Source organism: Paenibacillus sp. CF384 (assembly GCF_900106745.1).
In the GTDB taxonomy this organism is placed as follows: Bacteria; Bacillota; Bacilli; order Paenibacillales; family Paenibacillaceae; genus Paenibacillus_Z.
Genome location: NZ_FNNV01000019.1, coordinates 65,337 through 78,565, shown reverse-complemented (window position 1 = coordinate 78,565; position 13,229 = coordinate 65,337). Strand labels below are relative to the sequence as shown.

Below are 13,229 nucleotides of genomic sequence, written 5' to 3'. Positions count from 1 at the left end.
GAGTTGTTCACCATGCAAAGCAAAGGGATGCTGGCTAATATGCTGAGGCGATGGCAACTGTATGTGCTTCTGCTCCCGTCTTTACTCTACATCCTGCTATTCCATTACGTCCCCATGTATGGCGTCGTCATTGCCTTCAAAGATTTCAAGTCCAGCAGGGGGATCCTCGGCAGTCCCTGGGTTGGATTCGAGCATTTCCATGCTTTCTTCGATTCTTTCGTATTCGACATGGTCGTGACGAACACAATCAAGCTAAGCGTGTTCTCGCTCGCAATCGGGTTTCCGATTCCGATTCTGTTCGCCCTGATGCTGAATCAGATTCGGAATCGGTTTGCTCAGCGATTCGTGCAAACGGTTACTTATGCGCCGTATTTCATCTCAACCGTCGTATTAGTGTCGATGTTGAACGTTTTTCTAGCGCCGAGCACGGGAATCATTAATAACTTCATTACGCTCTTCGGCGGTGATGCAGTTAATTTCATGGCCCGGGAAGAGTGGTTTCGTACGGTCTATATCTCCTCGGGCATTTGGCAGACGATGGGCTTCAGCGCCATCATCTATCTTGCGGCGCTAAGCGGCGTCAACCCGGAGCTGCATGAAGCGGCGACGGTCGACGGCGCAACCAAGCTGAGGCGGATTTGGCATGTCGATCTGCCATCGATTGCTCCGACGATTACGATCCTCTTCATCCTTGGAATAGGCAACATCATGTCCGTAGGCTGGGAGAAGGCGTTCCTGATGCAGCAAGGCATGAACTTGCCGATATCGGAGATCATCTCTACTTACGTATACAAGGTTGGCCTGCTGAATGCGCAGTACAGCTTTGCAACGGCGATAGGTCTATTTAATTCCATGATCAACTTCACGCTACTTATTATGACGAACTATGTATCCAGAAAAATGTCCGGAAACAGCTTATGGTAGCTTCCGAATGGAGGAATCAAGACGCATGAAATCCTTGTCCCTGAGCGACAGAATTTTCACCGTCATGAATTACACGCTTATGGCAGTGATAACGCTATGTATCCTTTATCCGCTCTATTTCATCGTCGTGGCTTCGTTCTCCGATCCCAACATCGTCAATCGCGGAGGCATCCTTCTTCTACCTGAGCGGTTGTATACGGAAGGGTATGCGAAGATTCTCGACTATAAGCCGCTTTGGACCGGTTACCTGAACTCCATTGTCTATACATTGTGCGGCACCTTCGTTAACCTGGTCTTTACGCTTACGGGTGCTTACGCGCTCTCAAGAAAAGATTTGGTTGGTCGCAAGCCGATTATGATGCTGTTCATCTTCACGATGTTCTTCAGCGGGGGACTTATTCCCAGCTATCTTCTTATAAACAAGCTAGGCATCATGGACACCATGTGGGCGTTGATCCTGCCGGCTTCCGTATCCGTCTGGAATATCATCATCACGCGTACCTTCTTTCAAAGTACGCTTCCGGATGAACTGCTGGAAGCGGCTGTTATGGATGGATGCTCGGACTTCAAATTTTTCCTGTCCATTGTCCTCCCTTTATCGAAGGTTATCGTGGCCGTAATGGCACTATTCTACGGCATCGGTCATTGGAACTCGTTCTTCGAACCATTGATCTATATCACGAGCGAAAACAAATTCCCGCTGCAGGTTATTCTACGGAACCTGCTGATTACGAACGAAGTTGGAAACGAAATGCTGTCGGACGCGATGTCCATGGCCGATCGACAACGTATTGCCGAGCAATTGAAGTATGGCGTCATCGTTGCCTCGTGTCTTCCGCTGCTGACCGTGTATCCATTCCTGCAAAAGTATTTTACGCAAGGGGTTATGATCGGTTCGATTAAAGGCTAATGCAAATGGCTTACTGGCTTACGGATCTATATTTGAAAAGGAGGTGATGGTGAGCTCGTTATCGGTTGAATGATCGCATTAGGGGAGTCAACTCAATTCAAATGAAGAGGAGAGAAGCGTACAATGAAGAAGATGATTGCTATTCTCTGTACGGCATTGATGCTGCCGGGGATTCTCGCAGGCTGCTCATCGAACAGCAGCAATGAGCCTTCGGGGAATAATAAGGCAGCGGAATCCACAACGACGAAGGGAAATTCCGGTGCTCCGATCCATATCGTCCGGCCAAAAAACCCGCAAAACCTTCCTGTTAATGAAATGATCTGGTATAAAAATTATACAGAAGTATCCGGCATTGATATTGATTGGGAAGAGATTCCGTCGGAGTCCGCCTCGGAGAAAGTGAATCTGATGCTCTCTACGGGTGATCTGCCGGAGGCGTTCCTGCAATCGCTGAATACCAGCATGATCATGAAGAATGTGGATCAAGGCATCTTCCTTCCTATTGAAGATTACATAAAGGATATGCCGAATTTCTCCAAAGTATTGGAGATGCGCCCGGAATACAAAGCGCTGATCACTGCGCCGGATGGCCATATTTACGGACTTCCTTATATTGAAGAGATGTACGGCTTAATCAGTAATCAAGGCATTCTTCATATCTATAAACCTTGGCTGGATCAGCTCGGATTGCCGATTCCGAAGACGATTGACGAGTACCGCGATACGCTTAAGAAATTCGTGGAATCGGATATGAACGGCAACGGCAAGAAGGATGAAATCGGATTGGCGCTGGCTAATAAAGATGTAACATCGGGCATCGGGCATTGGCGCAACGCAAACGACTTCGGGCAGTTTTTCGGACTATGGGGTCAGGCAGACCGTAACGATAGCCTAGGCGTAGACGAGAACGGCAAAGTCTTCAGTACATCGACCACCGATGCGTACAAGACCGGTATCAAATATTTGCACGACATGTACAAAGATGACTTGATTGATCCGGAATATCTGATTACCGACAGTCCGAAGCTTCAAGCCAAGCTCCGAAATCCGGAAGTTATCGTCGGAAGCGTACTAACCTTCTCCATAAGTGATGTCGTGGATAAGGAACGCTCCAAGGATTATGTAGCCGTACCTTATCTAACAGGACCAGGCGGGGAATTCGGCACGCGTGAGAACCTTGTTGAAATGCATAATCCGGTTGCTTTCGTACTGACGAAGGAAGCCAAAGATCCGGCGAGAATTCTAAAATGGGCTGACGGTTTATACGATCCAAGCTGGTCCGTTCAAACCAACTGGGGCCCGCTCGGCTATCAGTATAAGAAGAATGACGCAGGCGTAATGGTATTCGATGATTTGAAGGATGGACTGAAGACTTACAGCGAAATGCGCAACCGGAATACGATTGGCGGCGGGACACCGGTCGCGGTATTGACGGAGTACTATGATACAGTCGTCGAATATCCGCAGGATGCGAAGCGCCTGTTGGATGACATGAAGGCTGTTGGATTCATCGATAAGCATCTGAAAGACCCTTTCATTCCGCACACGATATTCTACGAGCCGGAAGTGGCGGATAAGATGGCACTTCTCTCCGCCCAAGTTTATCAGTTAATGGACAACAATCGGCGCAAGTGGATAACAGATGGCGGGATCGATGAAGGTTGGGATAAATACTTAAAGGATCTCGATAAAGCAGGCTGGAACGAATTAATCGGTTACGTGCAAGAGGCTTACACGCGGTATCTTGCAAATCAGTAAACCCATAAACGTCGAGAAACCCAACGTTAGAAAAAACGTTGGGTTTCTCGACGTTTAAAAGAAGTGATTTTCCGCCGGAGGACGGAGAGTTCTTACTCGAATTACAGGACTATTCGGAGCAAGTCCTGAATCATATGGCGAAGATCATCTGTGCTCTTGGCAACCGTTTTATAGCCACGTAATGCACTAATTATGAGGTGCGCCAATCTCATGGGAGTAATACCTCTTGCAGTGGAAACGTTCTGCTCCAGGAATGCGGCCAGCAGGGTTTCGAGTTTCCCATAGCTTGTATCAAGTGCCTGCCGGGCGAACTGGTAAGAGCTGTCCGTTATTTCCTTATGTTCCGGCGAATGCAAAGAATCGTCGAAGCTACGGATTGCCCACACATCAATGGCATATAAAATGTTTTCTTCCGTCGTTTTAGGGGTAGATAACCCTTCTTTGATCTCCTCTATGAGGAGATCGCCATGGTAAACAATTGCGGCGTTAAACATTTCCTCCTTGTTCTTGAAGTATAAATAGAGACCAGCGCGAGAAATACCCGCCGCCTCCGCAATTTCATTCATCGATACCCGTTTGTAACCGTACTTAAAGAACACCTCTAGCGCCGTCGCAACAATATGCAGTTTCTTGTTATCGTCCATATTTCCATTTTATACACTTTACATGATTTGTCTACTTGTATAGTATAGACGTATAGACATTTTATGTTTTATGTCTAATTCTATATTAAGAGGAGCAAATCACATATGTTGACTGAACAAAAACCGTTACTTTCGGGATTCGGTCCAGAGACGACCGCTCAAGAAGTGCTAACTGGATATGACCTCAGTGGTAAGGTGGCAATTGTGACAGGCGGACATGGAGGCATAGGTCTTGAAACAACGCGTGCACTTGCAAGCGCAGGCGCTACGGTCATAGTCGGTGCCCGTGATGTGAATAAAGCGCATGAAGCTCTTGCTTCTCTTAATAATGTCGAGGTCATCAAACTTGATCTCGCGAATCCCTCTTCCATAGACGAGTTCACGGCTGTATTCCGTAATTCCGAACGTGCGCTCGATTTCCTGATTCTGAACGCTGGTGTTTGTTTCCCTGCAGTGACTCATGACGTGCGAGGTTTCGATACCCATTTTGCAACAAATTCGCTTGGACATTTTCAACTAACTGTAGGTTTATGGGATGCTTTGAAGCAATCCGGGAACGCTAGAGTTGTATCCTATTCGTCCGTTGGCCATATGACTGGACCCATCGATTTCGAGGATCTGCATTTCACGAAGAGACCGTATAACAAGTTTGTCTCCTACGGTGAATCTAAGGTCGCATGCTCCTTGTTTGCAATTGAGTTGGATAAACGAGGCCGTGAGCACGGCATACGGGCATTTGCGGTTCATCCCGGCGCCATCCTCTCGGGTTTAACCCGGAACATGAGCAATGAGGAGTTGGCTTCTTGGGGCGTGACTCGGAACGAAGACGGCAGCTATACATCTTCCGGAGGCTTCAAAACCGGGGAGCAAGGCGCCGCAACAGCAGTTTGGTGCGCAGTCAGCCCAATGCTGAATGACATGGGAGGCGTCTATTGCGAAGATGGAGATATCGCTGAGGTTGTACCGGCAGACAGCCAACTCCCTCGCGGAGTCCGTCCTTGGGCTATAGATCCGGTGTCTGCTGAGAAGCTTTGGACAATCAGCGAAGAACTCCTGCAAATTCCGCACGGGACGATTCCTAGGAGTCGTGATTAATATTGTAGGAAAAGGACTATTTATGAAAATTGGCGTCACAGGTCTCCTTCCTGCGGCGCCATTTCTCATCTTCGGGCATTTGTAGCCCTCTTGAAAATTCTAACGAATCGTAGCGGGCTTATTTGGTGCAAATGAGCCGACTTGAAATTCTAACGAATCGTAGAAGGCTTATTGGGTTGCAAAATGCCCATTATGTCTCGAAATCAGCTAAATAAGACCTCCACGATTCGTTAGAAATAATTGGAGCTCATTTTCGCTTCAATAAGGCTTCTAGGATTCGTTAGCGTGTACCGTCTTGAAGTGGCCAGGGCGAAACCGAAGAACAAAACTAGATACAAATAGAAAATAAGGAACTTACTCAACAACGTACATGCTCGCGGATTGCCAAAGCTTCTATGCCAGCGTAGAGAAGGCTAAACGCGTAAGTTCCTTGAAAACAACGAGAAGCAGAACAGTACAGGGATGTAGAGGAAAATAATATATTCTCCGATGCTAAAGTAAAATTCGGTTACCATGTGAACCTGCTCATCATTCTTTGTAAGAAATAGCAGGATTAGAATGAGCCCTATAAATACTTTTAAGCTTGTCCGTTGTTTGGTTTTTAGGGTCTGTTTCATCGTGTGACAGGCTGCCCATAGTCCGAGAGATATAATGGCTAGTATTTTGACGATCCATATGGTAATTAAGAGGGTTTCCATGCGCTGCATAAGAGGATAATCAAGCGTTGAAATTAAACTTAAAGTAGGCCACATAATGAGCTCCAGTTGACTTTGACTAAAGTACATGATGCTTAATACAGACAAACTCAAAAATAATATACCGCCTACCAAAACAGCCCCAAAGGCCCAAGGCTTTGCTTTCTTCTGCTGCCTAATGAAGGGGTAGATGACAAGAAGGATTTCGCATCTAATATATTCATGCGCCATTTGCCTGGCGGATTTAGCGATGTCGGTTACAGGGTGATTGAAAACGGGAAAAATATTATCCGGATGCAGGCGAGTAAGAACCGCTAATAACTGAGGCATGATAAAAATAAAAATACTTATCGTTCCCCACATACATAATCCTGTAATGGACTGAAAACCACCTGAAATGGCGTAATAGACAACAATCAAAATAAATGCACCGATTGGCCATATATTGGTGTACGGAAAGACCCATGCATGGATGATTTGAAGATAATTTCTAAAGGTTACGAAAGAACCCAATACGAAATACAAGACCAGGATTAGATTAATAGCAGTCCCTAACGGTTTACCGAAATGCCTGTTGTTTATCATCACAAGATTGGCTTGTTCGGGCTTTTGGCGCATAAGGATAAAGAACATCATCCAGACGAGCAGCGCGATGAAGAGCGTGGCTATAATGACCGAAATCCAAGCGTCATGGCCGGCACTGAAAGCGATACTATGCTGAAAACTCATAGTCCCGAAACTCGCTAAACTTACATACATCAAAAAAAACAAGTGGATGGGTGAAACAGAAAATTTATCGCTGACTACTCCATTCACGTGCATGGTCCCCATTCGTTGGTGTCTTTATTTTTGTATACCGGATTTGATGATTTTTACTTTAGCGCTGACCGTCGACTTCATAGAAGGATAAGCTGCATAAAACTCGGAAGCATTCCACCCTCGGATCTTGCTTCGAAAGAAGCTGCCAAACCCAACCGGATCGATGCCTTCTTCGCAGCAGGATCGTATGAATTGCTCCAATTGTTCGGATAAGTACTTTTCAAGCTTCGTTTGTAACGGAGCCAGATCAGATCCCGCGTATCGTTCAGGAATCCCTTTTAAAACAACCTTAGCCGTAATATTCACCTTAACCGAATAAGTGTACTGTGAGCCGTTCATAGTCGTTTTATTTTTAAAGGAAGCTTTTGATGTAATCACTCTCAAAAAAGCAACGGATTCATGTTCATGATTGGAGTTTTCCAAAGGGAGCTCCAAGCTGCCGTTTTTACCGTTTTCAATTAGCATTTTGAGCCATAATGCATCCATGTTTCCCTTTTGTTGTATGAATTTCACGCCTTTTCGATCATTAAATAGAACAATGCCCTCGGTCTGGGCATTCTTCTTGTTGTCTAATGAAATAAACGGTAAAAAAACATCTCTTCCTTCATCGTAAAAATGGAATAGGATGGTTTGCAAGTCGCTATGAGGCAGATTAGCTTTTTCTGCATTTTGAATAATCATATTCATAATAAATAAGGGGTCATGTGTCGGGATGGTTGCAGCTAACAACTCGGAAGCTCTCTCGTTGGCAACAGCCAATTGAAGGTTACCGGAGATGGATACATCTTTAGCAAGGAAATTCAGAATCGAGCCCATGTTCTGCTTAGCATAGTCCTTTCCAAATACCATCATTCTCATTTGACCGTATTCGATAGGTTTATTGGTTTTGAAATTTAGCAGCGGCATCATGTCATAACTGTTAGTGGAAGTAGCCGTGAGCAGCTTCACTTTCGTTTTCTCTTTCTCCATATAATCTCCAATAAGTACACTGGTCAGTACCTTTCGGTCATCCTTGTCATAGCCGGCTGTCTGAACAATCTCGATTTGATCGATGAACTGTCCATTGCCGCAGGAAGCAAGAAGCATACTTAGAGCCAATAAAAGCAAAGGAAGATTACCATATATCCTGCATCCCAACTAGAAGTCACTCCTCATCGAAATCACGTTTAACTTTTGCCTTGTGGGGCATATAGCGAACGCTTGTAGTGGGTTTAAGAAAGCTTGGTCGTGTATTGATTTGCGAATAAGAGGAGCGGACTAAGCTATCCTTGAGATCATTTGTACGTAGCGGAAAGAAGGGAACCGTATACGGATATCCCAACGAACGGAGCTGGGATAAGTGGATAATCACCACGCTCACGCCTAATGCAATCCCCAAACTCCCCCAAATAGCGGCGAGAAATATAATCGGAAACCTTAGAAATCGAATGGCATTGGACATCTTATAGATTGGCGTTACAAAAGAAGCAAGAGCAGAGAGTGAGACAATAATAATGAGAACATTGCTCGTTAACGAAGCTTCAACTGCTGCTTGACCAAGAATGATTCCTCCAACAATGCCTAGGGTTTGACCGATGCGACTTGGAAGGCGGGCACCGGCTTCCCTTAGAAACTCAACCGTAATCTCTAAGAAGAGAGCTTCGATGAGTGGGGGGAACGGAACGCTTTGTCTGGAATAGATCAGACGTCCAAGAAGTTCTTTAGGAATAATATCGTAATGAAACGTAATGATGGCTACATACATAGCGGAGGCCAGGAGTGAGAATGCAACGCCAAGAATCCGAATGATTCGAAAAAACGAGCCAAGCAGCCAAGGCGTATAGTAGTCCTCTGGTGATAGAAAAAAATCAGACAAATTGGATGGGCCTGTAATAAAGTAGGGGGATCCATCACAAACGACAGCTACCTGCCCCAATACAAGTGAGTATACGACTCGATCCCTGCGCTCCGTTGTTGTAAATAAAGGGAAGGGGGTGAAAGAATTATCCGCAATCAGTTGATCTAATTGAGTCGTATCAAAAATAACATCGAAATCAATCGCTTTTATGCGTTTTTCCATTTTAGCTACATTTTCTTGATTCGCAGCTTCTGCTAGATACAGCAAGGAAACTCTGGTCTTGGACAACGTCCCGACTGTAAATTCTTTAATGATCAAGTCGGGGCTGTTTAATTGCAGCCGAATTAGCTTCAGATTATAATCCACGTCTTCTATGAAACCGACCTTTGGTCCAACTACGCTAAATTCTTCTTCCGTAGCATTGCTTGTCCGAAGGCCTTTTTTGCTTATAATCGGAACAAGTGCATACGAATCAAGCTCAGCGTCGCTGTGCACGAGTAAAAGGCCTTTCAATACACCTAATTGAATGCTCTCCATGTCATGGCTTATCTGAGTTTCTTCTATTGGAATATGGGCGACGATTTCACTGATTTTAGTTAATGAAGTGGATGGATCTACTTGTTGAAGCGATTTGATGATGAAATTCAGCATATCGATATCTACTAGTGTTCGATAATAAGAAAGCTTTATTAATGTTGGCGCGGTAAGCATAAAGGAGAGATCGATCGTAATAAAGTCACTTGACTGATGGCAAGCCGTAAGAAATTCCTTTATTGTGGCGTGATTCAATTGGTTGTTCGGCATGGTTGTCATTCCCATCGTCTCGTTTAGCTTATATTTTGGATGAATACGAAGTTTATTATTCAACTTATAGAACGATCGTTCTCGTGTTTAGGGAATGGATAAATTGGAGCGGGAAGGGAGAAGATACGGAAGCTTTTCCATGGAAATGGAGATGTTTATAAGGAATGACTAATTATGAATAACTAAACTAGAGGAGAAATGGTGCATGAATGCTATAAACTTGACTGCTCAAACCGTACCGACATCTTATATAGAAGCAGGTGGAACCAGGTATGCTTATCGAAAATTAGGTAAACCATCAGACATTCCGCTTGTCTTGTTAAATCGTTTTCGTGGCACAATGGACGATTGGGATCCAGCATTTGTGAACGCGTTAGCGATGAATCGGACGGTTATCTATTTCGACAATCTCGGTATTGGCCTTTCATCGGGAGAAACGCAGGATCAGATCGCTGGCATGGCAGAGGGTGCTGTTGGACTTATCAAGGCGCTGGGGCTTGAACAGATTGACCTTCTTGGCTTCTCGATGGGGGGATTCGTGGCGCAGCAATTGACGGTAGCGAATCCTAAGCTTGTCAGGAAGCTTATACTGGCAGGTACGTCAGGCGCTTCTAAGGAAGACGAACAAACGGTAAAGGAAGCCTTTCAGGTCGCGATCAAACCTGTGAATACAGAGGAAGATTTTCTTTACATCTTCTTTGAAGACTCAGAAATAAGCCAAGCTGCGGGACGTGATTACTGGTCTCGATTACAAGAACGACAAGACGATCGAAGCCCGTTGGTTAAGGCGGAATCGATTCAGGCTCAAGGAAATGCGCTGGGAAGCTGGAAGCAGCAATCCGTCTTCGACAAGCTGAAGAACATTCCTCAGCCGGTTCTGGTGGCGAACGGCAGCAGAGACTTGATGGCGCCTACTTTTAATTCGTATCTGCTATACAAGCAAATACCAGATGCTCAGCTAATCCTGTATCCGGATTCGGGACACGGCTTTCTATTCCAGCATGCTTCTACCTTCGCCGAGCACATTCACCTTTTCCTTCGCTAAGCGAAATATATCACCTCTAGGATTCTTCCTCGTGATTGTTGTATCATGAATTGAGGTGATGGAGCAGAAATGGTTATCAAATCGATTCAAACCAATTATCATAGCTACCTCAACGAGATTAAGGGCGATATGGACCCGATCATCAAAGCAATGCGAAATCAAAATGGAGAGAGATGGCGCGGCAAAGCTTGGAAGGGGCCGATGAAGACGGTAAGCGGCTATTTCAAGCAAGCTAAGCTGGTTAAAGGGATCTCCTGGACCACGCTCCCCATCATTGGCCCGATCGCAGCAGGCGTCGCGACTGGGAACTACGCACAGTGGCCGCTCTGGATCGGCATAGTGGCAGCCATCGTGCTTATTCTCGTCATCTACTATTTGCTCGTCCAAGCTTATATCAATAAGATGGCTGCAATCGGACAGCCTGAGTTTCACGTGGAAGCCTTCAAAGCCAAACGCCCACGAGAGTACGAACAGGTATGGGCTCCTTTTGTGAAGAAGGATGACTTTACCTTTGATGGTTTGTATACGCTCGTAAATGCCGTTTTTAGTCAGAATGATCAGGATCCTTCAAGCGTCGCTTACGTAGTAGCTTACTCGCAAAGTCAGCACGACTTCATGCAGAATAGCATTGCGGAGCTGAAGTCCACCATTGCCGAGCAAGAAGCGGCAATCGCGACACTGGAAGATGAATTGATCGCGTCCGATAGCGCGGTTTACACGTTAACCAAGGTTCTTAAGGCCGTAACGGAAAATCAATATCGATACGTCAACGACTCGCTTGCATTTACCGATTTGGATTTCGTATCCGGCTTTTCTTTATACCGCCAGGAAGGCAATACTCTGAAATTAATCATGGACAAGGGGACCACGGGGAAGAAAAGAGACCTTGATTTGGATAGCGATCATGACGTTGCAGCTGTAGCCGCAGCTAAAGATCAGCTGGGACAAGCCTACTCGAATAACCCGTATCCGGGCAGGCATGTTGTCTCGTTTCGCATGGACATGCTGGAAGGGGAAACGTGGGTGTGGTGTTTTCACTTTGATGATGACGATGAGCGTGCCTTGTCTCTGATTTTGGATAATGCTATCATAGAGTCAAGACAGATTCGTAGAGTGATCCATGCGTTTTGCCTGACGATCCAGAAACGAATGATTTCTCTGAAGGAGGTTGACTTGGATGCCGGAGCCAATTAATGCTGCTAATCTCGCTGGTACTATTCGAGTGGTAAAGGATGTTTCGCAGCAATCGATCATTCAGAAGCGCCGGGAACAGCGCGAGCAGCTGCTGAAGCGGATCGGTCAGCTGACTTCCACGACAGAGCAAACCATTGAACGCCTATATCAATTAACTCGATAATCGTAAAGCCTTCTGGTAGAGACCAGAAGGCTTTTTCTGTTTAATAGACGGATTCTAAGGCAATACTGACTACTATTCTCTCAAGAAGGGTGAATAGTATGAGTAAGAAGAAGATTGTTCCATTTTGCCCGAAGCCGGTTCCTGTCAAAGACCGCACCCAAGAAGAGATTCTAGACAATCGCCGGGCTAAGAGAGAGGCCATGTTGGAGAAAGTTAAACAGAAAACGAAGTAGAATATTGACTATTATAGTTTCCGGTAGAGCATGAGGGGGAAATGCTGCTTAATAAGCAACATTTCCCCCTCGGTATGAGCAAAGACAGCCAAATATTGCGCGTTGTGCAACATTTAGCTATGGAAAGGTAGTCAGGAGGCTAGTTAGGGAGAAAATGTTGATTTATGCGCAGCATTTCCTCCATTAGCCTCCGTTTTCGTTAGAAATGCTGCCTAATTAGCAACATTTCCTCTACATGCACGGGACTTGGGGCAACCCCTCTGCGAAGAGCGCATGCATGGTCGCATCCAGCTTTAACGGTTGTGACAGTGGCTATTTGGCATCAATTTGCCTTTTTTGTTTTCTAACGGTTGCCAGCGAGCTTATTTGATCATTTTCCACAAGGAATCGGCCAATATGCTACAAATAGCCTCTGTCGCAACCGTTAGAGTTTCAAAACGGCTGATTTGCATGAAATAGCCACGCTGACAACCGTTAGCCCTTCCTCACAGACGCTTGATATACCAAGCGTCACACGCAAAATGCTCCGATCCGGCAAGGGGAGCATCAAGCTGTGCGAAGCCATGTTTGGCGTAGAAACGATTGGCTGCGTGCATATTCGATAACGTTTCCAGATAGCACTGCTTGTAATGCTTGCGGGCAAACGTTAGAGCAGTATCCAATAATGACGCCGCAGCGCCTGTACCTCTCGCATGAGGCAGCAGATACATCTTTTGCAGCTCGCAAACCTCGTCCGAATCGGCAAAAGAAGCGATGCCGCAGCCGCCGATCACCAAGCCATCTTGTTCCACGACCCAATAGCCCCGACCCTCAGGCCGATAATAGTCGGCAAGCCGGCTTAAGCTATCATCCTCCCACGCCAATCCTGCACGATTGCCTCCGAATTCAATTAAGCAGGCTCGAATGATTCGTTCGATGGCTGCATTATCTTGTGGCTCTAATTCCCTAATAAGCACGGATACAACCTCCATTCCAGCTTCTATTATAGCGCAAATGAGTAAGGCTAAACGGTTTGCGCCGTGTGGAGCCTACTATCAAGATTATGGAAATTTAGTTAATTTCCTATCATCCGCAACATAGACGATGAATACGGCTATCGGTATAATGA

13 protein-coding genes are annotated in these 13,229 nt (G+C 45.7%); 8 read left to right on the top strand and 5 right to left on the bottom strand.

What is annotated here, in order from left to right; genetic code table 11:
- Positions 1 to 12 precede the first annotated feature (12 nt).
- The 3 genes from BLW29_RS25400 (at position 13) to BLW29_RS25390 (ending at position 3,592) form a co-directional block, all read left to right on the top strand.
- Complete coding sequence (locus BLW29_RS25400; RefSeq protein ID WP_090984904.1) at positions 13 to 924, top strand: ABC transporter permease; 912 nt, start codon at positions 13 to 15, stop codon at positions 922 to 924.
- Between the two features lie 25 nt (positions 925 to 949).
- On the top strand, positions 950 to 1,834 hold the full coding sequence (locus BLW29_RS25395; protein WP_090984902.1) for a carbohydrate ABC transporter permease: 885 nt from the start codon (positions 950 to 952) through the stop codon (positions 1,832 to 1,834).
- A gap of 123 nt (positions 1,835 to 1,957) precedes the next feature.
- Complete coding sequence (locus tag BLW29_RS25390) at positions 1,958 to 3,592, top strand: extracellular solute-binding protein (protein WP_090984900.1); 1,635 nt, start codon at positions 1,958 to 1,960, stop codon at positions 3,590 to 3,592.
- Positions 3,593 to 3,693: 101 nt separating this feature from the next.
- Here BLW29_RS25390 and BLW29_RS25385 read toward each other — a convergent pair whose 3' ends face one another.
- Positions 3,694 to 4,236 (bottom strand): TetR/AcrR family transcriptional regulator, encoded by a 543-nt coding sequence (locus BLW29_RS25385; protein ID WP_090984898.1) that lies wholly within the window; start codon positions 4,234 to 4,236, stop codon positions 3,694 to 3,696.
- Between the two features lie 105 nt (positions 4,237 to 4,341).
- Here BLW29_RS25385 and BLW29_RS25380 point away from each other — a divergent pair, with 105 nt between their 5' ends.
- Entirely contained in the window at positions 4,342 to 5,331 is a 990-nt protein-coding gene (locus BLW29_RS25380; RefSeq protein WP_090984896.1) for an SDR family NAD(P)-dependent oxidoreductase, read from the top strand.
- Positions 5,332 to 5,744: 413 nt separating this feature from the next.
- Here BLW29_RS25380 and BLW29_RS25375 read toward each other — a convergent pair whose 3' ends face one another.
- Genes BLW29_RS25375 through BLW29_RS25365 form a run of 3 tightly spaced genes read right to left on the bottom strand, consistent with a single transcriptional unit; the run spans position 5,745 to position 9,495 of the window.
- Positions 5,745 to 6,842, bottom strand: a complete 1,098-nt coding sequence (locus BLW29_RS25375) for a GerAB/ArcD/ProY family transporter (RefSeq protein WP_177186821.1) — start codon at positions 6,840 to 6,842, stop codon at positions 5,745 to 5,747.
- 27 nt (positions 6,843 to 6,869) lie between these two features.
- The gene (locus tag BLW29_RS25370; RefSeq protein WP_090984892.1) at positions 6,870 to 7,982 is read right to left on the bottom strand and encodes a Ger(x)C family spore germination protein; all 1,113 of its coding nucleotides are present in this window, start codon (positions 7,980 to 7,982) and stop codon (positions 6,870 to 6,872) included.
- 7 nt (positions 7,983 to 7,989) lie between these two features.
- Positions 7,990 to 9,495, bottom strand: coding sequence for a spore germination protein (locus tag BLW29_RS25365; protein WP_256208899.1), 1,506 nt, complete (start codon positions 9,493 to 9,495; stop codon positions 7,990 to 7,992).
- A 196-nt stretch (positions 9,496 to 9,691) separates the two neighbouring features.
- On the opposite strand from BLW29_RS25365, the gene BLW29_RS25360 reads away from it, so the two are divergent.
- The 4 genes from BLW29_RS25360 (at position 9,692) to BLW29_RS31920 (ending at position 12,121) form a co-directional block, all read left to right on the top strand.
- Entirely contained in the window at positions 9,692 to 10,531 is an 840-nt protein-coding gene (locus tag BLW29_RS25360; protein WP_090984890.1) for an alpha/beta fold hydrolase, read from the top strand.
- A gap of 69 nt (positions 10,532 to 10,600) precedes the next feature.
- A complete protein-coding gene (locus BLW29_RS25355) occupies positions 10,601 to 11,725 on the top strand; it encodes a hypothetical protein (protein ID WP_090984888.1) in 1,125 nt (374 codons plus the stop codon).
- Positions 11,709 to 11,888, top strand: a complete 180-nt coding sequence (locus tag BLW29_RS25350; protein ID WP_090984886.1) for a hypothetical protein — start codon at positions 11,709 to 11,711, stop codon at positions 11,886 to 11,888. Before BLW29_RS25355 ends, BLW29_RS25350 begins: the two co-directional genes overlap by 17 nt.
- 98 nt (positions 11,889 to 11,986) lie before the next feature.
- Entirely contained in the window at positions 11,987 to 12,121 is a 135-nt protein-coding gene (locus BLW29_RS31920; RefSeq protein WP_256208897.1) for a hypothetical protein, read from the top strand.
- Between the two features lie 485 nt (positions 12,122 to 12,606).
- Here the strand turns inward: BLW29_RS31920 and BLW29_RS25345 are convergent, their stop codons facing one another.
- Positions 12,607 to 13,077 carry a GNAT family N-acetyltransferase gene (locus BLW29_RS25345; RefSeq protein ID WP_090984884.1) on the bottom strand — a complete coding sequence of 157 codons (471 nt, stop codon included), beginning with the start codon at positions 13,075 to 13,077 and terminating at the stop codon, positions 12,607 to 12,609.
- Between the last annotated feature and the right edge of the window lie 152 nt (positions 13,078 to 13,229).